Source organism: Paenarthrobacter sp. NPDC018779 (genome assembly GCF_044391085.1).
Classification (GTDB): domain Bacteria; phylum Actinomycetota; class Actinomycetes; order Actinomycetales; family Micrococcaceae; genus Arthrobacter.
On record NZ_JBIRZS010000028.1, the window covers coordinates 17198 to 39209 of the forward strand.

The 22012-nt window shown below is 64.1% G+C and carries 24 protein-coding genes and 1 pseudogene; 11 read left to right on the forward strand and 14 right to left on the reverse strand.

The genetic code is table 11. From position 1 onward, the window contains the following. The first annotated feature begins 151 nt into the window (after positions 1-151). Entirely contained in the window at positions 152-823 is a 672-nt protein-coding gene (locus tag ACH488_RS19965; RefSeq protein ID WP_397326304.1) for a FadR/GntR family transcriptional regulator, read from the forward strand. Between the two features lie 3 nt (positions 824-826). Here ACH488_RS19965 and ACH488_RS19970 read toward each other — a convergent pair whose 3' ends face one another. The 5 genes from ACH488_RS19970 to ACH488_RS19990 are packed head-to-tail and all read right to left on the reverse strand — an operon-like array spanning position 827 to position 5509. Then, the gene (locus ACH488_RS19970) at positions 827-1672 is read right to left on the reverse strand and encodes an amidohydrolase family protein (RefSeq protein WP_397326305.1); all 846 of its coding nucleotides are present in this window, start codon (positions 1670-1672) and stop codon (positions 827-829) included. Further along, positions 1665-2618 (reverse strand): aldo/keto reductase, encoded by a 954-nt coding sequence (locus ACH488_RS19975; RefSeq protein WP_397326306.1) that lies wholly within the window; start codon positions 2616-2618, stop codon positions 1665-1667. The genes ACH488_RS19970 and ACH488_RS19975 overlap by 8 nt, the downstream gene beginning before the upstream one ends. After that, entirely contained in the window at positions 2615-2929 is a 315-nt protein-coding gene (locus ACH488_RS19980) for an L-rhamnose mutarotase (RefSeq protein WP_397326307.1), read from the reverse strand. The genes ACH488_RS19975 and ACH488_RS19980 overlap by 4 nt, the downstream gene beginning before the upstream one ends. Continuing rightward, positions 2922-4208, reverse strand: coding sequence for an alpha-L-fucosidase (locus ACH488_RS19985; RefSeq protein ID WP_397326308.1), 1287 nt, complete (start codon positions 4206-4208; stop codon positions 2922-2924). Before ACH488_RS19985 ends, ACH488_RS19980 begins: the two co-directional genes overlap by 8 nt. Then, a complete protein-coding gene (locus ACH488_RS19990; protein ID WP_397326309.1) occupies positions 4205-5509 on the reverse strand; it encodes an L-fuconate dehydratase in 1305 nt (434 codons plus the stop codon). Before ACH488_RS19990 ends, ACH488_RS19985 begins: the two co-directional genes overlap by 4 nt. Before the next feature lie 142 nt (positions 5510-5651). On the opposite strand from ACH488_RS19990, the gene ACH488_RS19995 reads away from it, so the two are divergent. The 4 genes from ACH488_RS19995 to ACH488_RS20010 all read left to right on the forward strand — a co-directional run bounded on the left by ACH488_RS19995 (position 5652) and on the right by ACH488_RS20010 (position 10089). Next, entirely contained in the window at positions 5652-6563 is a 912-nt protein-coding gene (locus ACH488_RS19995; RefSeq protein ID WP_397326310.1) for a fumarylacetoacetate hydrolase family protein, read from the forward strand. 3 nt (positions 6564-6566) lie between these two features. Further along, complete coding sequence (locus tag ACH488_RS20000) at positions 6567-7328, forward strand: SDR family NAD(P)-dependent oxidoreductase (RefSeq protein WP_397326311.1); 762 nt, start codon at positions 6567-6569, stop codon at positions 7326-7328. 105 nt (positions 7329-7433) lie between these two features. Beyond that, positions 7434-8726, forward strand: a complete 1293-nt coding sequence (locus ACH488_RS20005) for an ATP-binding protein (protein WP_397326313.1) — start codon at positions 7434-7436, stop codon at positions 8724-8726. Between the two features lie 118 nt (positions 8727-8844). Beyond that, the gene (locus ACH488_RS20010) at positions 8845-10089 is read left to right on the forward strand and encodes a low temperature requirement protein A (protein ID WP_397326314.1); all 1245 of its coding nucleotides are present in this window, start codon (positions 8845-8847) and stop codon (positions 10087-10089) included. 4 nt (positions 10090-10093) lie between these two features. On the opposite strand, the gene ACH488_RS20015 is transcribed toward ACH488_RS20010, so the two are convergent. The 3 genes from ACH488_RS20015 to ACH488_RS20025 all read right to left on the reverse strand — a co-directional run bounded on the left by ACH488_RS20015 (position 10094) and on the right by ACH488_RS20025 (position 12358). Further along, positions 10094-10894 carry a hypothetical protein gene (locus tag ACH488_RS20015; RefSeq protein WP_397326315.1) on the reverse strand — a complete coding sequence of 267 codons (801 nt, stop codon included), beginning with the start codon at positions 10892-10894 and terminating at the stop codon, positions 10094-10096. Continuing rightward, the gene (locus ACH488_RS20020; protein WP_397326316.1) at positions 10891-11457 is read right to left on the reverse strand and encodes an RNA polymerase sigma factor; all 567 of its coding nucleotides are present in this window, start codon (positions 11455-11457) and stop codon (positions 10891-10893) included. The genes ACH488_RS20015 and ACH488_RS20020 overlap by 4 nt, the downstream gene beginning before the upstream one ends. Positions 11458-11569: 112 nt before the next feature. Beyond that, complete coding sequence (locus ACH488_RS20025; RefSeq protein WP_397326317.1) at positions 11570-12358, reverse strand: SDR family NAD(P)-dependent oxidoreductase; 789 nt, start codon at positions 12356-12358, stop codon at positions 11570-11572. Between the two features lie 104 nt (positions 12359-12462). Between ACH488_RS20025 and ACH488_RS20030 the strand changes: the two genes are divergently transcribed. Then, positions 12463-13089: a TetR/AcrR family transcriptional regulator gene (locus ACH488_RS20030; protein WP_397326318.1), complete on the forward strand. Its 627-nt coding sequence runs from the start codon at positions 12463-12465 to the stop codon at positions 13087-13089. 18 nt (positions 13090-13107) lie between these two features. On the opposite strand, the pseudogene ACH488_RS20035 reads toward ACH488_RS20030, so the two are convergent. Continuing rightward, positions 13108-14237 (reverse strand): annotated as a pseudogene (locus ACH488_RS20035) (serine hydrolase domain-containing protein). Between the two features lie 9 nt (positions 14238-14246). Further along, positions 14247-15149: a tRNA glutamyl-Q(34) synthetase GluQRS gene (gene gluQRS / locus ACH488_RS20040; RefSeq protein ID WP_397326319.1), complete on the reverse strand. Its 903-nt coding sequence runs from the start codon at positions 15147-15149 to the stop codon at positions 14247-14249. 346 nt (positions 15150-15495) lie between these two features. Here gluQRS and ACH488_RS20045 point away from each other — a divergent pair, with 346 nt between their 5' ends. The 3 genes from ACH488_RS20045 (at position 15496) to ACH488_RS20055 (ending at position 18208) form a co-directional block, all read left to right on the forward strand. Further along, positions 15496-15963 (forward strand): Lrp/AsnC family transcriptional regulator, encoded by a 468-nt coding sequence (locus tag ACH488_RS20045; protein WP_397326320.1) that lies wholly within the window; start codon positions 15496-15498, stop codon positions 15961-15963. Between the two features lie 98 nt (positions 15964-16061). Next, positions 16062-17546: a WXG100 family type VII secretion target gene (locus ACH488_RS20050; protein ID WP_397326321.1), complete on the forward strand. Its 1485-nt coding sequence runs from the start codon at positions 16062-16064 to the stop codon at positions 17544-17546. A gap of 149 nt (positions 17547-17695) precedes the next feature. Then, positions 17696-18208, forward strand: a complete 513-nt coding sequence (locus ACH488_RS20055) for a hypothetical protein (protein ID WP_397326322.1) — start codon at positions 17696-17698, stop codon at positions 18206-18208. 30 nt (positions 18209-18238) lie between these two features. On the opposite strand, the gene ACH488_RS20060 is transcribed toward ACH488_RS20055, so the two are convergent. Continuing rightward, positions 18239-18694, reverse strand: coding sequence for an Lrp/AsnC family transcriptional regulator (locus ACH488_RS20060; RefSeq protein ID WP_397326323.1), 456 nt, complete (start codon positions 18692-18694; stop codon positions 18239-18241). Positions 18695-18799: 105 nt separating this feature from the next. On the opposite strand from ACH488_RS20060, the gene ACH488_RS20065 reads away from it, so the two are divergent. Further along, positions 18800-19447, forward strand: coding sequence for a LysE family translocator (locus tag ACH488_RS20065; RefSeq protein WP_397326324.1), 648 nt, complete (start codon positions 18800-18802; stop codon positions 19445-19447). Here ACH488_RS20065 and ACH488_RS20070 read toward each other — a convergent pair. From ACH488_RS20070 to ACH488_RS20080, 3 genes are all read right to left on the reverse strand, one after another. Further along, complete coding sequence (locus ACH488_RS20070) at positions 19444-19911, reverse strand: SRPBCC family protein (protein WP_397326325.1); 468 nt, start codon at positions 19909-19911, stop codon at positions 19444-19446. The two genes, ACH488_RS20065 and ACH488_RS20070, sit on opposite strands and share 4 nt — an antisense overlap. Position 19912: 1 nt before the next feature. Continuing rightward, positions 19913-20278 carry an ArsR/SmtB family transcription factor gene (locus ACH488_RS20075; protein ID WP_397326327.1) on the reverse strand — a complete coding sequence of 122 codons (366 nt, stop codon included), beginning with the start codon at positions 20276-20278 and terminating at the stop codon, positions 19913-19915. Positions 20279-20370: 92 nt separating this feature from the next. Further along, positions 20371-21342, reverse strand: a complete 972-nt coding sequence (locus ACH488_RS20080) for a hypothetical protein (RefSeq protein ID WP_397326328.1) — start codon at positions 21340-21342, stop codon at positions 20371-20373. A 155-nt stretch (positions 21343-21497) separates the two neighbouring features. On the opposite strand from ACH488_RS20080, the gene ACH488_RS20085 reads away from it, so the two are divergent. Continuing rightward, a complete protein-coding gene (locus ACH488_RS20085) occupies positions 21498-21974 on the forward strand; it encodes a DUF4383 domain-containing protein (RefSeq protein WP_397326329.1) in 477 nt (158 codons plus the stop codon). Positions 21975-22012: the final 38 nt, after the last annotated feature.

Here is a 22012-nt window from a genome sequence, read left to right on the forward strand (position 1 = left end):
AGCGGAACCCGGGTGCCGCCGTCGTTGGTTAACGCCCAAGTAGGGGACAGCACATGCTGCAGTGAGCGCTCAGTGGAACGTGTGCTGTCCCCCAGTTGGGTGAGAACGCGGCGAACCGAGACATCCGATCATTCGCGTCTACTATTGGTCCATGGCTGTCACAGATGAGGCGATCGGCAAGATCAAGGACATGCTGATCCGCGGGGAACTCAAGGCCGGCGACCGTCTTCCGCCGGAAAAGGAACTGAGCGAACGGCTGGGCTTGTCGCGAAGTTCGCTGCGGGAGGCCGTCAAAGCGCTGGAGTTGATCCGTGTGCTGGACGTGCGGCGCGGCGATGGAACCTACGTGACCAGCCTGGATGCGAAACTGCTCAACGAGGCCGTGGCCTTCGTGGTGGACCTGCACCAGGACCGCTCCATCCTCGAACTCTTTGAGGTCCGACGAATCCTGGAACCTGCCACCGCTCACCTGGCGGCGGGCAAGATCACCCCCGAGGGCATCGAGAAGCTGCGCGGAACCATGGACGGAATCAACGAGGATACCGCCGTGGAAGAACTCGTGACCCACGACCTCGAATTCCACAGCATCATCACCGAAGCGGCCGGAAACGACTACCTGGGCAGCCTCCTGGAAGCGCTATCCAGCAGCACGGTCCGGGCCCGGATCTGGCGCGGCCTCACACAGGAGAAGGCCGTGGCGCATACCTTGGCCGAGCACCGCGCCATCACCGATGCCTTGGAGCGCGGGGATGCCGAACTGGTCAAGGCGCTGATGACGGTACACATCAGCGGCGTGGAGAACTGGCTGCGGCAGGCGCTCTAGGGGTTACAGCCCGTACGCGCGGATCGCCGTCTTCTCGAGAATGGCAGCCTGCTCATGCAGCGACAGCGTTGAGACGAGTTCCAGGAGCACATCGAGCGTCCGGCCATACGGTGCCCCGAGCGTGCTCACTGGCCAGTCGCTGCCGAGCATGAGCCGGTCGGGACCAAAGGAATCCAGCGCGAACCCGAACAAGGACCGCAACGAATCCGCCGAATACTCAACACCGGGCAAGTGCAACCCTGACAGCTTGGCCACGGCATTTCCCGTGCTTCCCAGGGCACTGAACTCCGTCCGCCACAGCTCCATGGCATCAGGGTCACCGAGGGGCGGCTTTCCCAAGTGATCCAGGACCACAGTCAGCCCGGGCAACTCCTGCGCCAGCCTGACGGTTGCTCCGAGATGACGGGGGAACGCATTGGGAACGTCAAAGGCAAGCCCTCGCCCCGCCACCAAACCAAGGGATTCCCGGACGGATGGCAGGTCCAGGAAATCGTCGCGGGGGTCATCGTGAACCAGGTGCCGCACGCCCCGGAACACAGGATTGGCCGCGAACCTGTCCAGCTGGCCAGCGGCCTCGCCGGGTGAATCCAGGCGGATCCAGCCCACCACGCCCAAAACCCACGGCTGCCGCCCTGCGACGGCCAACATGCTCTCCGTGTCAGCCAAGGTGTCATCGGCCTGGACCAACACGGCGGCCCGCACACCTGCAGCGGCAAGAACCTCGCTGGCCTCGTCCTCTCCAAAGCTCCGGAACAATGCGCCGTGCTGCGGGCCAAGCCACGAGTAGGGCCGGACACCTCCGGTCACGAAAGTGTCCAGGCTCCACAAGTGCAGATGCGCATCAATCACGCGGCGCGGCCTCCAACGCGGCCCACAGTTCCTCCGGCACCGGCTCTTCCATCCGGGCGGCGTTGGCGGAAACCTGCTCCGGAGCACTGGCCCCGACGGTCACGTTCACCACGGCGGGATGCCGCAACGGAAACTGGAGTGCCGCCGTCGGAAGCTCCACGCCAAACCCGCGGCAGACGTCGGCGAGCGCCCGCGCCCGCTCCACCACGGCCCTCGGCGCTCGATCGTAGTTGTAGTGTGCGTCGTCGGGGACTTCGGGACGGGCCAATAGTCCAGAGTTGAAGACGCCAACGTTCACGACGCCGGTGCGGCGCTCCACACAGCGGTCAAGCAGCGGGACGCTGGGCTGCTCCAGCAGCGTGTAACGTCCGGCGAGCATCACAAGGTCGAGGTCTGCGGCTTCGACGCATTCGAGGGCGGCTTCGGCGGAGTTGAGGCCCACGCCGATCGCTTTGACCACCCCCTCGGAACGCAGTTTTTCCAGGGCGGGGAGTCCTTGGGCGATTCCGGCCTGCAGGTCATGGACGTCCGCGTCGTGAAGGTAGGCAATGTCCACGTGGTCCAGGCCGAGGCGTTCCAGGGAGTCTTCCAGGCTGCGGCGGATACCGGCCTCGGAGAAGTCCCACACGCGCTTCTTGTCTGCGGGGACGTCGAAGCCTTCGGGGTCCAGGCCACCGTCCGGGGAGGGTTCCAGTACGCGTCCAACCTTTGTGGAGATGACGAACTCGTTCCGCGGCTTGTCCCGAAGGACTGCGCCGAGTCGCTGTTCGGACAGGCCCAGACCGTAGTGCGGGGCGGTGTCGAAGTACCGGATACCGGCATCCCAGGCCGCCAACACGGTGGCGAGCGCCTCGCCGTCCGGGATGGCCCGGTAGAGGTTCCCGATCCCGGCTCCACCAAAGCCGAGTTTCCCGAGCTTCGGGATTTCAGCGGAGTGAGTGTTCATGGCAGTTGCCATACCTTCTGGATACCCGAATCGTCACCGGAGTAATCGTCCTGGACCTCAAGAAGTTCGGCCATGCGCGCCTGCCAGGGAACGTTGGCCGGGTGGTCCGCGAGCGCACGGCGCATGGCCTGGTAGTCGTCCACGTCCACCACGTGAAAGAGGTCCTGCCCGCTGCGCCAGATCCGCCAATTGCGGACGCCGGCTTCCTTCAAGGCCTCGACCAGCTCAGCCGGAATGTTTCCATGCGCCTCCGCATAGGCCGCCTCTGCTCCGGGCTTCACGCGCGTGTGGAGCGCGATCGACTCAGTCATGTTCCGCCTCCGGCTTCAGGTAAAGCTCCAGCACGGGCACTGCCACATCGGGACGTTGCACGGGGAGCTTGATGGTCAGGGTCCCAGCGGGCTGGCCACCGGGCGTCATGTTCATGGCCTGCTGTTCAGGATCCACCTCGCGAAGGAAGACCTCGGAGGCGTCGTTGAGGAGTTGGGCGTACTCCACCTTTCCGGCCAACCCCGGAAGGTGGACGTACTCGAAGGGCCACGCGAAGAGGTGAACGTAGAGCCTGTCCCCGCGCTGGGTGTAGCGGGTATCCGGCGGCGCGGTCCAAGATGAAGGCCCTGCACCGTAGATCGACCGGGAATGAAGCTTCATCCACGCGCCGATCCCTTCCAAAGAAGTCAGTGCGCGCGGATCGAGGTTGCCCCTCCCTGTGGGTCCGACGTTCAGCAGGAGGTTGCCGCCCTTGGAAACCCCGTCCACGAGCATGCGGACCAGCAGGTCAACAGACTTGTAGTCCAGATTGTCCCTGTCGTAGCCCCAGCTGCCGTTCAACGTCTGGCAGGCCTCCCAGGTGACCGGGACGCCGTCGAGCATCATGGGAGCGGCCGGCTGGTACTGCTCGGGCGTGACGAAGTCTCCCGGGATGTCCAGCCGGTCGTTGACGATGATCCCGGGCTGCAGTTCCCGGACCATGGCGAGCAGGGCTTCGGAGTCCCAGTCCTTGCTGCCTTTGCCGTCCCAAAAGTCAGGGTGACCGGCGTAGGAGAAGTCGAAGAACAGGTAGTCGATGGTGCCGTAGTTGCTGAGGAGCTCGCGCACCTGGCCGTGGAGGTACTCGCGGTAGCGGGCCATGTCGCGTCCGCTGTTGAGATGTTCGACGTCGGCAGCGTTGCGTTGGGGGTGCACGCCGTCGATGGTGAAATCCGGATGGTGCCAATCGATGAGCGAATGATAGAAGCCCACTTTGAGCCCCTCGGCCCGGAGCGCCTCGACGTAAGGTTGGATGAGGTCCCTGCCTGCGGGTGTGTTCGTGGCTTTGTAGTCCGTCAGCGCGGAGTCCCAGAGGCAGAAGCCGTCGTGGTGCTTGGTGGTCAGGACAACGTACTTCATCCCGGCGTTGCGGGCGGCACGGGCCCAATCGCGGGGATCGTAGAGGTCCGGATCAAAGCGCCGGAAGTACTGTTCGTAGGCCTCGACGCTGAGCTCTTCCCGGTTCATTACCCACTCGTGCCGGGCCGGGAGCGCGTACAGCCCCCAGTGCACGAACATGCCAAACCGGGCTTCTTCGAACCAGGGTGCGTGCTTGATCAATGCTTGTCCTTCCAAACCGGGCCGTCGGGGAAGCTGTATTGGGCCAGTGTTTCACGGAGCATCTCATTCCCGGCGCCGGGCTTGGCGGGCGGCCAGTAGGCTCCGGCGTGGACGTCAACGGGGTCCACGAAGTGCTCGTGCAGGTGGTCCACGAACTCAATCATCCGGTCCTCCTTGGTCCCGGAAACCGCTACGTAGTCGAACATGGACAGGTGCTGCACGGCTTCGCACAAGCCCACTCCGCCAGCATGTGGGCACACCCGCACGCCGAACTTGGCCGCGAGCAGCAGGATGGCAACGTTCTCGTTGACTCCGGCCACGCGGGCGGCGTCAATCTGCAACACCTCCAGGGCCCGGGCCTGTAGCAACTGCTTGAACACCACCCGGTTCTGGACGTGCTCTCCGGTTGCTACGGGGATTGGAGCCACCGCACGCGCAATGGCCGCGTGGCCCAGGATGTCGTCCGGGCTGGTGGGTTCCTCGATCCACGCGATGTGGTACGGCGCCAGGTGCGCCATCCAGTCGATGGCATCCTGGACATCCCAGCGCTGGTTGGCGTCGACCGCAATCCTGATCTCCGGGCCAACAGCCGCACGGGCAGCTCGGACGCGCCGGATGTCATCCTCCAGTGACGCTCCCACCTTCAGCTTGATCTGGGTGAACCCGTCAGCCACGGCTTCCTTGGCCAAACGCGAAAGCTTCTCGTCGCTGTAACCCAGCCAGCCCGGCGTCGTGGTGTACGCGGGGTAACCCTCAGCGAGCAGTCGCGAGCGGCGCGCAGCCCGTCCCGGCTCTTCGGCGCGGAGTATCCTAAGGGCCTCAGCCGGGGTCAGTGCGTCCGTCAGGTACCGGAAGTCCACCAGGTTCACGAGCTCTTCGGGGCTCATCCTCGAAAGCAGCTCCCACAGCGGCATACCCGCCCTCTTGGCCTTCAGGTCCCACAGGGCATTGACCACGGCCCCGATCGCCATGTGCATGACGCCCTTCTCCGGACCCAGCCAGCGGAGCTGGGAATCGTGGGCCAAGAGTTTCCAGGTGGCGCCCATGTCAGCAAGGAGTTCCTCGACGTTGCGGCCCAGGATATGGCCTCTCAAGGCTTCAATGGCCGCCGTTTCAACCTCATTACCGCGACCGATCGTGAACACGAAACCGTGGCCCTCGTACCCGTCGGCGGCATCAGTCCGGATGATCAGGTAGGCGGCAGAGTAGTCGGGATCCGGGTTCATGGCGTCTGAGCCATCCAGTTCCAGGGAGGTGGGGAAGCGGATATCGAAAGTATCCAGTGCGGTGACGAGGCTCATGCGGCTCCTGGCTGCGCGTTAGGGGAAGTGCCACGAGCCTAAACATCCGATGTCTCAGTTGTCAACGGGTCACATTTCCGTATTATGGAGGAAAACACCACACTAGAGCTCGGATGTTAGTCCCGAACGCACGGAGGAAGCCATGACCTTGAAATTCGCCAGGCTGGGTACGGCCGGAAACGAACAACCGGCCGTCATCGCCCAGGACGCCAGCGGCACGGAGAAGTACTTCAGCCTCTTGTCACTGACCAAGGACATCGACGGCGGCTTCCTCGACGCCGATGGCATTGAACGGGCCCGCAAAGCCCTGGAATCCGGGGAACTGGAAGAAATCTCCGCCGAAGGACTGCGCATCGGAGCGCCGGTATCGCGGCCCGGATCCGTCATCGCCATCGGCCTCAACTACACCGCCCACGCTGCAGAATCAGGCGCCACCCCGCCCGAGGTTCCCGTGGTCTTCCTCAAGCCGAGCAACACCATCAGTGGCCCTTTCGACGCCGCTCCCATCCCGCCGTCGTCGGAAAAGTACGACTGGGAAGTGGAACTGGCAATCGTGATCGGCAAGGAAGCGTCCTACCTTTCCTCAGTTTCCGAGGCCGCGAACCACATTGCCGGCTACGCCGTGGCCAACGATCTTTCCGAACGCGACTACCAGATTCCGGGTGCGGCCGGGCAATGGACCAAGGGCAAGAGCCTGCCTGGCTCCACTCCCCTGGGTCCCTGGCTGGTGCCGGCCACGGACATCGAGCCTGGCAACTTGCGCCTGCAGACCCTGGTCAACGGTGAACCCCGCCAGGACTCCAACACCTCGGACATGATCTTCGATCCCGCCACGATCGTCCATCACCTCAGCCAGTACATGGTCCTGGAACCGGGCGATGTGATCATCACGGGAACCCCCGAAGGCGTCGCATTGTCCGGACGGTTCCCGTTCATCCAGCCCGGCGACGTGATCGAGCTGGAAATCGATGGCTTGGGACGCCAGCGGCAGGAGTACTACCGCGCCGTGGCAGGTGCGGCGCAGCCGGTGGCCTTCGCGAGCACCGACGCCTGAGCCGTGGCAACCACGGTGGGCAACGACTTTGAAGGCCTCGCAGCACTCGTGACCGGAGGCGCTTCGGGCATCGGGGCGGCCATCGCGGACCGCCTCGCCGCCGGGGGCGCCCAGGTCGCCGTCCTGGACCTGAACCCGGAAGCCAGCCCGCACTTCGGCGTGGAATGCAACGTGGCCGACGACGCCTCGGTGCGTGCCGCCGTCGAACGTGTAGCCCAACGGTTCGGTCGGCTGGACATCGTGATCAACAACGCCGGGATCGGCGCCCAAGGCGACATCGCCGCGAACGACGACGACGAGTGGCTGCGCGTGCTCAACATCAACGTCGTCGGAATCGCGCGTGTCAGCCGGGCCGCCCTGCCGTACCTGCGCGAGTCGCCGTCCGCCACGATCGTCAACACCTGCTCGATCGCCGCGACGGCGGGGCTCCCGCAGCGTGCGCTGTACTCGGCGTCGAAGGGTGCGGTCCTGTCCCTCACGCTCGCCATGGCGGCCGACCACGTGCGCGAAGGAATCCGCGTCAACTGCGTAAATCCGGGCACGGTAGACACGCCGTGGGTTGGACGGCTGCTGGATGCCGCTGCGGATCCTGCTGCCGAACGTGCAGCGCTGAACGCGCGCCAACCTCACGGTCGGATGGTGGATCCGCACGAGGTGGCCGGTGCCGTGGCGTACCTCGCGAGTCCGCTGTCCGGTTCGACGTCGGGAACCTCGCTGGCGGTCGACGGCGGCATGCAGGGTTTGCGGCTGCGTCCGGTTCAGTAGCCCGCGTAACGCAACGGTCCCGCAACCTCCTGTGCGTGCGGTTCGCCTATGCTCAACTCCAAGGCATCAACGGCGATCCATTTTGACCATTCAGGAGACATGGCCATGACCAACTGGCGTATCAGGGACTTCCACTCATCCGATCTGGACGGGATCCTGCATCTGTGGGAGTCACTCAAGGCCGATGGCGTGGAGCCCGTGTACGCGTTGTCCGAGGTCCTGGCGTCGTGCGAGAAAGACCACGCGGTGGTGGCGGTGCAGGGCGACCAGGTGGTGGGTGCCGCCGTCGGACGGGCCGCGCACGACCAAGGCTGGGTGGTTTTCCTGGCGACCCTCACCGAGTTCCGGGGTCGCGGCATCGGCACCTCGTTGCTGTCCGCCGTCGAAAACCGCATGGCCCCGCACGGCCTGAACAAGCTCTCCGCGCTCATGCCCGAAACCGAAACCCGGGTGGAGGCGTTCCTTGGCCGCGGCTTCGTGGTGAAGAAGAACCTGCGCTACTTCGAACGGACCATCCCCGTCCAGCGGCAGGAACTGGAACCGCTCAGCCTGCTCGGCGGACGCATCCTGGCCCGCGACCTCTGGGAGAACGTGGCCGGCATGAAGCGGGAGAAGGAACTCCTGGAACGCCGCCTGGTTCTTCCGCTGGCCGAGGCCGACCTCGCCGACGAATACGGCGTGGTGCCGCCGCGGGCCGTGGTGCTGTTCGGCCCTCCCGGCACCGGCAAAACGACGTTTGCCAAGGCCATCGCGTCCCGGTTGGAGTGGCCGTTCGTGGAAGTCTTCCCCTCCCGCCTGGCGTCCGATCCGAAGGGCCTTGCCGGTGCCTTGCGTGAGACGTTCCTGGAGATCGCCGAGCTGGAGCACGCGGTTGTGTTCATCGACGAGGTGGAGGAAATCGCCTCCCAGCGCGCCGGCGACCCGCCTTCACCGCTTCAAGGCGTCACCAACGAGCTGCTGAAAATCATCCCGGCCTTCCGTGAGCAGCCCGGACGCTTGCTGGTCTGTGCCACCAACTTCATCCGCGCCCTGGACACCGCATTCCTGCGCCACGGCCGGTTCGATTATGTCATCCCCATCGGCCTGCCGGACGTCCACGCCCGCGAAGCCATGTGGCAGCGCTTCATCCCGGCAACGGTGGTGGACGACGTGGACATCTCCTTGCTGGTTTCACGGACAGACGGCTTCTCCCCCGCGGACATCGAGTTCGCCGCCCGCAGCGCCTCACAGCGTGCCCTGGAAAAAGCGGTGTACGACGACGGTGCTGCCGCCACCAACGGCCGAAAGGGACCCGTCACGCAGGACTACCTCGACGCGATCGCGGACACCCGCACCACCGTCAGCGACGAGGTCTACCAAGAGTTCCTCGAAGACATCGACGTCCTGGGCCGGGTGTAGGCAGGAGCTCCGGCGGGTTCGCGGGAAGCCTGCTTGTTCGTCCGGAAGTTTCCGGGGGATCTCGACGCATTTCCGCGACCCCGGCGCACGCCAGTTCTCCGGCGGTAACCTTTGAGCTATGTCCACGAATCCCCTTCGCCATGCCTTGGCGCGCATGGGCGGACGCGATCCGCATGAAAAGCACCGCACCGCCACGCCTCTGGAACTGTTCTTCGACCTGACCTTCGTCATCGCCTTCAGCGTGGCTGCGGGCCAGCTGGCGCACAACGTGGCCGACGCCCACTTCGGTGCCGGCCTGCTGGGTTTCTGCTACGCCATGTTCGCCGTGATCTGGGCATGGGTGAACTTCACCTGGTTCGCCAGCGCCTATGACACCGACGACTGGGTGTTCCGCGTAGTCACCATGGTCCAGATGATCGGCGTGCTGATCCTGGCGATGGGCATTGAGCCGATGTTCCATTCGCTGCTCGAGGGCGACCACGTGAACAACGTGGCCATCCTCATCGGCTACATCGTGATGCGCCTGGCCCTGGTGTTCCAGTGGTTGCGGGCAGCCAAACAGGACCCGGAACGCCGCGAGACGTGCCTCCGCTACGCGAAGTACCTGGCCTTGGTGCAGCTTGGCTGGGTGGCAGCGCTGGTCATCGAGACGGACGTCCTCACCACGTTCCTTCTTGCCGCACCGCTGTTCATCCTGGAAATGTCCGTCCCCGGGCTTGCAGAGCGGAAGATGCGTACCCCTTGGCACGCCCACCACATTGCCGAGCGCTACGGCTTGTTGGCGATCATTGCCCTGGGCGAGTGCCTGATTGGTGCCATTGAAACCCTCCGCGCGATCGTTGCCTTGCACGGCTGGTCCCTGGAAGCAGCAGTGGTGGGGATCGGTGGAACGGGCTTGGCCTTCGGGATGTGGTGGATCTACTTCATCCTTCCTTCCGGCAAGTCACTCCATCTCCAGCGCCACCGCTCGTTCCTCTTCGGCTACGGCCACATGATCGTCTTCGCATCCATTGCCGCCACCGGCGCAGGGCTCCACGTCGCGGCCTACTTCATCGACCACGAGGCCCACATCAGCGCGGCGGTGGCCGTGGCCTGGATCGCCGTTCCCGTGGCAATCTTCAAGGTCTCGCTGACCACTCTCTATACCGCCATGCTGGGCGTGGACAAGCACGTGCTGTGGAGCACCGCCATGGTGGTAGCCGTCCTTGCCGGAAGCATCGCACTGGCCGCAGCCTCAGCCTCCGTACCGGTGTGCATGCTGGTGATGGTCGCCGCCCTGGGGATCTCCATCACCCTCGACGAACGCTTGGGCCACAAGGGCCGAGCAGCAGCGCTCCGACGCCTGGAGGCGGCAGCGGGCTGACCCTTCATTCCTCAAAGGAAAGCGTCCGCACCCCGGTCGTACCGTCGTCGTACGTCACCAGGACGTCCATGCCCTCGGACGAGGCGTTCCGCAGTTCCTCCCCGGGCAACCACAACGCGAAACGCCCCAGGGACACGGTGGCAGCGACGTCACCCTGGGTTTTGCTCTGGTAGGTCATTCCGACGACGGCGGAACCCGCCTCGCCTGCCGCCAGGGAAATGTCTCCCGCGCCCATGGTTCCCGTGCCCAATGCCATGGAGCGCAGGTCCCGCGGCCCGAGGGGAGCGGCATTGGCCGGACCGCCAATTGAGCCCATCCGTGACTTGCCAAAGAGGTGGAAGGAATCGTCGGTGATGCACAGGGCGGAGAATCCGCCCTGACCGGCAAGAACAACGGTTGTCCAGGCTCCTCGGCGTTCGGAAATGGCTACCTTGGCGGTCGCGAGGTCATCCCTGTACATCCCTCCGCCCACGTCCTTGTTGGACGCCCTGCACTGCTCGGCCACGTCATGACGTTCCTTGGCACTCATGCCGGAGGGCACGGCCGTCCAGGTCGCGAAAGCTTCGTCCCCTCCCGTCATACCCGGAAGTACCAGCAGACCGGCCGTCACCACAGCCACGGCTCCGCCCAGCACGGCCAGGCGCCGATAGGTCCGTTTCTTTGGACTGGACTGGACGTGGGCTTCCAAAGGATCCGTGGAAAGGATGCGCACCAGATCCGAGCGGGATCGGTGGGCATCGATTTGGCCTGCGTTCGCGGGGTCCAGGGATTGCAGCAGAGTGTCGGTGTCTTGGCGCGGGCTCATGGCGTTTTTGTCCTCATCAACTCGGAAGTAAATTCCGCGGCAACCGCGGGCGAGTGCTCCATCAACAGTCGAAGTGCCCGGCGTGCCCGGCCCAGCCTCAGGCGAAAGGCAACGGGGGAAATACCCAGAACCACCCCGGCCTGTGTTGCATTGAGTCCTTCGAAGACGGCAAGACCCAGGGCTTCCTGGTGCACGGCTGACAACGAATTCCACGCCCGGCTCAGGTCAACCCTGTGCAAAACGACGTCCATGCTTTCATTTGGAGACTGCACGGCAGCTGCTACTGCCAGGCGGACTCCAAGGGCTTGACGGCGTTGGTCTCCGCGCAGCGTATTGAGCAGGATGTTCCGGGCCACTCCAAAGATCCATGCCCTCGCGTCACCATGCCCAGTGGGGACGTCCTGAAACCTCCGCCACACTGCCAGGAACGTCTCGGCAACAACGTCGTCAGCATGATCCGGGTGGGCCCTGCGCTGGACAAACTTGTGCAGGTCCTCGTACAGGGACTCATAGAGCAGGCGAAAGCTGCTCTCATGGTCCGGCGACTTCGAAGTGTGGCTCATACCCTGTACATGTCCCCCATGCGTTCAAGTGTGTCGCATGGGTTCGTGCTGTGTGGCCCGCTTTGCGTGCTTCAAGGCCCTCTTGGGGCGTAGAGCGGGCCCCGCAACGCTGTTAGTCCTGCACGGCGCGAGCGGCGATAGCTACCGTGAGCGCGCGCGGCAAGCGCTGGGCGAATCCAGCGGCCACACGGTTGGCCCAGCCGGACACCACGCTGGCGGGAGTCGCCTTGCCGCCAAGGGCCTTCAGCGCGGTCTCGACAACTTGTTCGGACGTCTGCATGACGCCGACAGCGGCGGATTCACTGCCCAGGACGTCGAAGAACTCCGTACGGGTGGCTCCAGGGCAAAGAGCCAGGACGCGGAGGTCCGAGTCCTTGGTCTCGTGGGCCACGGCCTCCGTGAAACTCAGGACGAACGCCTTGGTTGCGCCGTAAACGGCCATGCCCGGGATCGGCTGGAAAGCCGCCGTGCTGGCAACATTCACCAAGGCTCCCCTGCCGGACGCCAGCAGTCCGGGGAGGAAGGCGCGCGTGATGTCCACCAAGGCGGACACATTCAGGGCGATCTCCGAGGCGACAACGTCAGCGTCCTCTTCCACGAACGGCCCCCGCGTTCCAAAGCCTGCGTTGTTGACCAACGTGTCCACGGCGATCCCGCGGCCGGAAAGTTCGTCCTTCAAGGCGCGGCCCGCGCCGGCATGGCCCAGGTCCATGGGAAGCACCGTGATGGTCACGCCGTGCTTGGCGCGAAGGTCCCGCGCCAGCTCTTCCAAACGTTCGGCCCGCCGGGCCACGAGAACCAGGTTGGCGCCGCGGGCAGCGAACCGGGAGGCAAACTCGGCTCCAAGGCCAGAGCTTGCGCCGGTGATCAGTGCGGTAGTGCCGGTGTACGTCATGGTCATGGCAATTCCATCCTTATGAGCTAGAGCGACCAAGTAGTCAATGCCAACATCGTAGGCAGTGCCTACATTGTTGTCAATGACTACTTTCCGGCTAAACTGGTCACATGACGGACCAGCCCTACCACCACGGCAAACTGCGTGAAGCACTCTTGGAACGCGCCATGGAGACGCTGGAGACCTCTGGGGTTGAGGGTCTCTCGCTCCGGCAGTTGGCCCGTGACCTAAACGTCAGCCATGCCGCCCCCGCCAAACACTTCCGGGACAAGCAGGCTTTGATCGACGCGCTGGCCTTGGCGGGTTTCGGCATCATGAACCAGCGCATCCGCGACGCATCCCAAGCCCCGGAGAGTCTTCAGGGAAGGTTTGTGGGCGTCGCGAAAGCCTACGTCGATTTCGCGCTGACCCGCCCCGCCCTGTTGTCCGTCATGTACTCAACCAAGCACCAATCCGACTCCACGGACGAACTCCGCAGCATCGGCGAACAGGGCATGCTGGTGGCCCTCGCACTCATCAGCGAAGGCCAGGATTCCGGAGCGCTGGCACAGGGCGACCCCGGAACCCTCGCCATGGTCTGCTTCTCCGGCCTCCACGGCACAGCGATGCTGGCAGCAGGCAAACATCTGGAGGGCACCAGCACCGAGGCAATCGCCAAAGCCGTGACGGATACGCTCTGGGCAGGCATGGCCGCCGGAGTTCCCGCAGCCCAGGCTGAGGAAGCAGCCAAGAGCTAGCGAACGCCTTTGCTGGAACTAGAGCTCCGCGATGGCCTGGCGCACCGCGGAACTGAGCTGCAGGTTCCGGCAGCCAACTCCCCCGGGTTCGGCTTGCTGCGGCACGTAACCAAAGCCCAACTCGTAAGCCGGGTCCGCGTAGCCCAAGGAGGCACTTGCGCCATCGTGTCCGAAGGCCCGGTAGCTGCCAAACGGCATCCGACTGTGCGACTTCATGAAAGCCGTGGCAAAGCAGCCGGTTTCGCCGAACACCCGGTCGATGCCAAAGACCGTTCGGCGGAGACAACACGGATGGTCTCTTCCGTCAGCAAAGGTCCGACGGCGGCCTGTCCGCCATTCGTTGAAGTGTCGGCCAACCCTGTCAGGGCCAGTGCGTAGATCCGCGCCATCCCGTCGGCACTGGCAACTCCCGCTGCCGAACACAAGCCCGCGGCCCGGACTTCAGGAATATTGGGCAGGTCAAGGATGTCGCCCACGGTTGCGTTCGTTGTCAGCCCAAAGTGGCTGGCAGGGTCAACCCATGGCCACGAGGGATCGACAGCCCACCGGAACGGCGCAAACCGTGGCTCTTCCTCTGCGGGCAAACCGAGGTAGAAATGTGCGCCGGCCACGGACCTGATGCGTTGTTCGAACACCTGCTGGAGCGTCGAGCCCGTGATGCGGCGGCACAACTCTTCCATGAAGATGCCAATGGTCAGCGCGTGGTAGCCGAAAGCGGCCCCCGGCTTCCAGAGCGGGGGAAGCTTCGCGAGCTTGGCGGCGGCCAGCTCCGAGTTATTGACCTCCTCGAGGGTCAGCCCACCGTCAACGCCCAACAGTCCCGCTTGGTGCGACAGCAGTTGCGCCACGGTAATGGACGCTTTGCCTTCGACCCCGAACTCCGGCCAGTACTTGACCACCTCCGCGTCGAGATCCAGGACACCGTCTTGAACCAGCAAGGCGATGACCAGCCCGGCCATCCCCTTCGAGCAGGAGAAAACGCCCGTCACCGAATCGGCGCGGATATGCGGACCGCCGCTCAGGTCCAGGACCTTGACGCCGCGATGGTAGGCCGCCACTTGCGCAGAGTATCCAGGGCCTTGTTCAAGGAAGCTCTCGAAGAGGGCTGCGACGGATTCGAAACCTGGGGCGATCACCGATGAATGCATCAAGCCAGCCTAGCCGGACGGTGTACCCGCCTTGGGAGTTATCCACACCCAGGGATCCCGCGGCAGCCCTGCCGGATGGAACGCCGCCAAGGCGGTTTCCAGGCTCCCAACGGGCAATCCCAGCGACTGGAGAATGATGTCCCGCACGGTGGCGGCGGGAATTCCGACGGCGGCAAGGTCGCCCAGCGTTACGGCGCCGTCGCGCTTTGCCAGCCGCGCGCCGTCGTGATTAACCACCAGGGGAACGTGCGCATATTCCGGGACCGGCAAGCCCAACAGCGTCGCCAGGTACGCCTGCCGGGGAGTGGAGGGCAGGAGGTCGTCGCCGCGCACCACCTGGTCGATTCCCTGCGCGGCATCGTCCACCACCGCTGCCAGGTTGTACGCGGTGACGCCGTCGTTCCTGCGCAGCACAAAGTCGTCCACCACGCCTGTATAGTTCCCCTGCAACTGGTCCTCCACAGCCCACTCACTGACGTCGGCGCGTAACCGGATGGATGCCGGCCGGGACGCCCTGCGGATCTCCCGTTCCGCCTCGGACAAACGCCGGCACGTCCCTGGGTAGGCGCCCTGCGGTGCGTGCGGAGCGGATGGCGCCTCCTGGATCTCGCGACGCGTACAGAAACACTCGTAGGTGCGGCCTTCCGCGGTGAGGCTATCGATCGCTGCCGCATAAAGCCGGGTCCGCTCCGTCTGGCGAACGACGGCGGCATCCCACGTCACGCCCACAGCGTGCAGATCGCGGAGCTGCTCCGCCTCCGCGCCGGACCGTGCGCGGTCCAGGTCCTCGACGCGAAGCAGGAAGTTCCTCCCGGTGGACCTGGCGAAGAGCCAGGCGAGGATGGCTGTCCGCAGGTTGCCTACGTGGAGTTCGCCCGACGGGCTGGGGGCAAAGCGTCCTGCGGAAGTCATGGCCCAAGCCTATGCGGCCGTCCACGTGACGAGGGAACACAAGAGCCCCTCAGCTACCGCAACGATCCGGTGGCTCAGGGGCTCTTACTGTGCTGCCCGCGGGGCGGGCGAGTGCGGAATGACAATGCGTGAACAAGAGTCAATCAGCGGCTGCTTCCTTGCGGGAAGTCGTGGCGGACGCTCGGGAGGTGTTCCAAGAGCCCGGTGCCTGCAGGTTCCGGCGGTAGCCTTGCCCTGCTTCGTTGCCACTATTTCAGCAGCGGGCATACAGTTGGTGCAACAGACTTGATCTCAATTGATCGATCTGACCAGTCTGGAAACAAATCACCGGCAGGAAGTAGTCACATTGCAGGAACTGGACGCCACCGACCGTCGAATCATCGCTGCACTGGACGAGGATCCGCGGGTTCCCATCATGGTCCTGGCGCAGAAGCTCCACCTCGCGAGGGGAACTGTCCAGTCCCGATTGGAACGCATGGCCGCATCCGGTGCCCTGCGGGCCAACAGCAGCCGCGTCCTGCCTACGGCGCTTGGCCGCGGCGTGGCTGCTGCCGTCAGTGCCGAACTGGACCAAAGCCACCTCAACGAGGCCATCGCCGCGCTCAGGGAAATCCCGGAAGTCCTGGAGTGCCATGCGCCCGCCGGCGACACGGACCTCATCATTCGCGTGGTGGCGAAAAGCCCGGATGACCTCTACCGCGTTTCCGAGGAGATCAGGCTCTGCCCGGGCATCGTCAGGACATCCACCAGCATGTTCCTCCGCGAGGTCATCCCCTACCGGACCACGGGGCTGTTGAGGGAAAGTGCGGACTAGGCACCTTCCATTACGCACATAGGGCAGGACTCCCCATGGGCGGGCCCTCGGGGCACACCTAGGATGGTTGCATTCGACCACATCATTTGGGGGGAAGCATGGCGGGCAATTTCTACGGCGCGGACGTCGCTCAGTTGCGGCAACTGGCCCAGGACCTTGCACGCAGCGCGGACCGCTTGACGCAGTTGGGCCAACAGCTCAGCGGCTCCATCTCCAACAGTCCTTGGCGTGGAGCCGACGCCGACAGGTTCCGCCATGACTGGACCGGCTCGCATCTTAGGGCTTTGCAGCACGCGGCTTCCGGAATCGAGTCCGCGTCCCAGAGCCTGCGTAAGAACGCCCAGGAACAGGAGACGGCGAGCGGCGCGTCCGGCGCGGGACCGGGCGGTTCGGGCGGCGGGAGTGCCCCCGCGGGCGGAACGGCCCAGGACCTCACGGACCTTCTGAACGGCATGACGCCAGACGAACGCGCGGCTTACCTGCGCAGTGAAGAATTCAAGCAATGGGCGCTTGAGCACCCGGAGGAAGCCAAGGCTGCCATGGATGCAGCGGCCGACTCCGGGTTGATCGAAAAGAAGTCCCCGGAGTACGCGCAATTCCTTAGCGACTACTGGAACCAGCAGGCCATGCGGGAAATGGGCATTGATCCGTCCACGTGGGATACCAGCAAGGGCACCGAGTACAACTGGGAGACCATCAAAAAGGTCTACGAATTCTATGGCCAGGCCTTCCTGTCCAACCCGGATCTGCAGTGGGCCGGGATGGCCAACATGATCGGGCCGTCTTTCGCGGGTGGCTTCCGCGACATGGCCATGCTGCGTGATATTGCGCGGCAGATCGCCGACAATCCGGCCTCGGACGTTCCCATCCCTGTGCTCGACCAGATCGAACAACTGGCCAATATGACCGACGACGAGATCAAGTTCTACGAGACCTCCATGCTGGACATGAACAAGGAGATCTTCCTCGACCAGGCACGGCAGCACCAGGCCTACATGAACGGTGGGATCGACGAGATCAACAGGCTGCGGGACTCCGGCGCCATCGACCCCGGCACCGCCGAAGCCTGGGCCCAGATCGATTCCGGTGATCCTGCGCAGATCAAGGAAGGCAACACGGCACTGCTCTACCGCGAGCAAAACGAAATCATCGCGGACGATTACACCAATATGCAGAACCGCCCCGGCGGCGAAGCCGTCACGTACATGGTTACCCTGGCTGGCGAACCCTCCATTCCCGGCGCCAAGAGCTACCCCGAGGTCTTCCCTTACAAGTTCAGCGTGGAGAGCCCCGGACCGGAGAACATCCCGTTCACTAACTGGGACAACCCAACGCAGTTCCGGACGGATTTCACCACAGGATTCCCGGACGGGAACATCGCCGATGCTGATTCGCGCTGGGCCCTCATCAAGCAGGACACCCTGCCCGCGTACCAGGATCTCCTGGCCAACGATCCGCAGGGTGCCAGAGACATCATCGGTTCCGACTTCAATGACCGCGTTGAGCAATACAGGCCCACCAACAACATTCCCGGAATCATGAACCGGTTCCTCGACGGCTTCGACGCCGAGGTGCACCAATGAGCCGTACCCAACGCAGTGCAGGCGCGTGGGGGCGGAGGGTTACCGCCGTTCTCGCCATTGGCCTGGCCGCCCTTACTGCGAGCGGATGCCGGATAACGCCTACCCCCGCGGCCAGTTCGTCTTCATCCACACCATCCCAAGGGAGCACAGTGATCACCTCGGAATTCTCCACGCTGGATGCATCAGGCGTCGAACAGATCAAAGCCGATGGCCGGGCGCGCCTGGACATGAGCAGCGGCTCACTTCAGAAGTCTGCCGTCAGGGTGGACGACGCCAGCTACGGCCCGGAGATCAACACCCAAGGTTCCGGAAAGATCCAACTCAGCATCGTTGGACCCACCGGAGAAGTCACCGGCCAAACGGACCGGATCCGGTTCAAGACCACTGACGCCCGCCCGGACTTCAGTGAGGTGACATACTTCCTCACCGCCGACTCCCCCGAGGACCTCTTCGTCCAGATCAGGGAGGGCGTGGAAAAGTACGGCATCGACTCCGCTGACGCCGAACGCTGGATCACTTCCGCGGGCCAGGACGCGGCCGGGACAAGTGACTACTCGCTGACCTCCGGCACCAGCACTGGCCTCAGCGTGAATTACGACATCCGGTTCGACGGCTCCAAGGACACCCAGGTCATCATTGTGCACGTGAGCCCCAGCACCTGATCCCCTGATGCCCGCTTCAATAGCAAGACCCTAGACCGGTGGGCCGATGTTGGTCTTCAGGTTCTTCATCACCAGCGTGGAGGTCAGCCGCTCCACAGCCGGCAGCGCCGCGAGTTCGTCGTCGTAGAAGCGCTGATACGCCGGCAGGTCAGCCGCAATGACTTTGAGCAGATAATCCGGCGACCCGAAGAGGCGTTGGGCCTCAACGATGTTGCTGCTGGCCGTCACCCTGGCCTCGAAGGCTGCCATGGTTGCCCGGTCCGCGCGCTGCAGGGTCACGAACACGATCGCTTCGAAACCGAGCCCCACGGCCGCCGGGTCGATGTCCGCGCGGTACCCACGGATCACCCCGGACTGCTCGAGATCCCGGAGCCGACGATGACACGGAGCGACGGTAAGTCCCACCTTGGAAGCCAGCGCCGTGGCAGTGATTCGGCCGTCTTCTTTGAGGTGCCGCAAAATAGTTCTATCAATTCCGTCAATCACGCAAAAATCTTACCGACCAGCCCTGCTGGAAAGCGAAATTAGCGAACACTTATCGACGCGTTTTCCCTAGAGTTTTCCTACCCGCACACCCCGGAAGGAAAACCAGTGAATCCGCAGCTCTTCGTCGCCTTCCTGCTGGTATCGGTCAGTCTGGCCTGCACCCCCGGGGTCGACTGGGCGTACTCGATTTCAGCCGGCCTCCGCCAGCGCAGTTTCGTTCCCGCGGTGGCAGGACTGTGCAGCGGCTACGTGGTCCATACACTGCTGATGGCTGCCGGCCTCGCTGCCCTCCTCGCCGGCATTCCAGGCCTTCTTGGCTGGCTCACGATCGCCGGAGCCGCCTACCTGCTGTGGCTCGGCGTCGGAACCATCCGCTCCTGGCGAGGTGCGAGCTTCAGTGCGGAAGCCGGCGTCGTGCCTTCCCGGACGCAACTCCGCACTTTCCTGACGGGCATGGGCACCAGCGGCATCAACCCCAAAGGGCTCCTGTTCTTCGTAGCGCTGGTTCCCCAATTCGTCAGCCCGGACGCGGCGCTGCCTGTGCCCGTACAGTCGGGCGTGCTTGGCCTGACCTTCGTGGCCCTGGCAGGCCTGGTGTACACGGTGGTTGCCCTGGCCTCGCGGCGGCTGCTGGCATCCAGGCCTGGTGCTGCGCGCGTGGTCACGCTGACCAGCGGCATCATCATGGTGGGACTGGGAGCCGTGCTGCTGTCGGAACAGGTCCTGCCGCTGCTGGGCCAGGTGCACCTCTAGGAAGCGAGCATCTCGTCCAGGCGCTCGTATCCTTCCACCACACCGTAATTCATGCCGGTGGCGAGGGCCATGTCCCGGGCTTCAACCGAGGGGTAGACCTCGTGGACCACAATCCTGGTCCGGCCATCGGTTTCCTCGAAGGTGGTGGTGCTGATGCCCACCTGGTCCGGGGCGCCGTCGAACTCGAAGGTCATGATGATCAGCGCTTCAGGGTCCACTTTGTGGAAAACGCCACGGAAGCCGAACATGGCGTTCTCATCGCCGCTCTCGTAGTGCCAGCTTCCACCCGTTGTGGCGTTGTACTCGGTGACGTTCAGCTTGGCAGTGCGCGGGCCCAGCCATTTGGCCAGGAGGTCCGGATCCACGTGAGCCTTGAAGACGGCGCTGAGCGGGGCGTCGAACTCGCGAATGGTGTCAACGAACGGAACGCCGTCGTCGGCGGTGATGGTTGTTGGATTGCTCATGTCAGTTCTTCTTTCCATTACCTGCGGCCCCTGCGGGGCCAGTGTTGTTGGCGGGGTCGGCCAGGAGTTCGTCGAGCAACCGGAAGCGTTGCTCAGCGATCAGCCTGTAGCGGTCAATCCAGGCCGTCAGCCGCTCGAGGGCCTCTGCATCCAAATGGACGGGCCTGCGTTGGGCGTCACGGGAGCGCGTCACCAGTCCGGCGTGCTCCAGGACCTGGATATGTTTGGAAACTGCCTGCTTGCTGATTTCGAAGGGCTCGGCCAGCTCGTTGACGGTGGCATCGCCGCGGGAAAGCCGGGCGACGATGTCCCTTCGGACGGGATCAGCCAGCGCCATGAACGCTTTGTCCAGAGCATCCTGATCCATGAGTGGTTCTGCCTTTCGTAATCAACCAAATGCTTTATCAACCATTTGGTTGATTACAAGATTACGCCTCGTCCCCGCCAACCACAATGGGCCTATTCGCCGCCGAGCTGCCTGAAATCGTTCTCCCACAGACGGCGCATCTCTGCGTCCTTCCGGATCACTTCAAGCGTCTCCAACTCCGCCGGCTGTGCGGGACGCCGCGAGCGCGGAGTCAGGGACATCCGCCCTTGGTCCAGGGCCAGAAGCGCCCGGTCCGTCAGGGCATCCTGGCGCAGGGAAAGGCTGGTCTTCTTCCGCCTCAGGACCTCTTTCAACGCCGCCTGCGCCGAATCGAAGTCTCCGCGTGCCCTCTGGGCCCGCGCCCGGATCAGCAGCAGCGCGGCGGACAGATCGTCCGTATTGAGAAGGCCGTTGGTCCAAACCACCACATCGCGGTGCCGTTCGAGGGCCAGCGCGGCTGTGCACCGCGCCAACGCGGAAGGCAACGACGGCGGCAAACCCACCACGGCTTCCAGGGCGGCCTCCATCATGCCCATTTCCCGCAGCGAGTGGGACAGCGCCAGGAACACGGATTCTTCGCTGAACAGCACTGGAACCTCAACGCGCTCGGCGACTTCAACCCGGGTGACCACCTGCCCAAGGTACTGGGCCGAGAACTGGCTGGCGTCGTCGTCGATCCTTGTCGCCAAGCCGCGCTGCAGCAATTCCGAGGCCCGCAGGTGGCCGCCGTGCTTGTACACGAGCAAGCCCGCCATGACGTAGCAAAGCCCGGCCCAGCCAGGAAACTCGCGGGCCAGGGCAAGGAGCCTCTCCGGTTCCGTGGACGTGAAGACGGCATCATGCAGGACTTTGGCCTGCCTGCTGGAGAGGAATTTCAAACGCGGAACATCGCCGGCAACCGAAAGCCGCGCGGCACCGCGACCACCCAGGACGCCGGAAACCGCACCACCCAAACCGTCCGTGAGCCCTTTGACCGGCGTACGGATCCGCCCCTCCCGGAACGGGGTCAGGTCACGGGAATCATGAAAGATCGAGGCGAATCCACCGCTGGGACCGTGAGTCATGAACCCATGCTATCGGGCGCTGAACTGGCCGTATCCCCTGCTATCAGGGGCATTTCAGGAGTATTATGGCGGCGTCGGCAAGGTTTTCCGACACCCCTTGCCGCGGGCCGGTTCTCCATGAGAAGAGCCGGATAACAGCGTGAAAGGGAGGACTTATGACCACCGCTTCGCACCCAGCACACCACCATGCGATGGGTTTAACGCTTCACAACACAGCCATGGGCGTTGGCATTGTGTTTCTGCTGGTGGGCGTCCTGGGCTTCATCCCGGGTATCACCACCAATTACGGCGCCATGACCTTCGCAGGACATGATTCCGGCGCCATGCTGCTTGGAGTTTTCCAAGTGTCCATACTCCACAACATTGTCCATTTGCTGTTTGGCGCGGCCGGCTTGGCCATGGCAAGGACGGGCCGCATGGCCCGCCTGTTCCTCTTGGGCGGCGGTGCCGTTTACTTGGTCCTTTGGATCTACGGCCTGGTCATCAATCAGGAAACCGGCGCCAACTTTGTTCCGTTCAACACCGCTGACAACTGGCTGCACTTCATTCTTGGCGTAGCCATGATTGGCCTGGGTGTTTGGCTGGGCAGGGACGCAATGGATGAGACCACGTCCCGGAAGGCCACAATGTAGGCCTTTCGCACGTTCGGTATTAACCACGACGGCGGCCG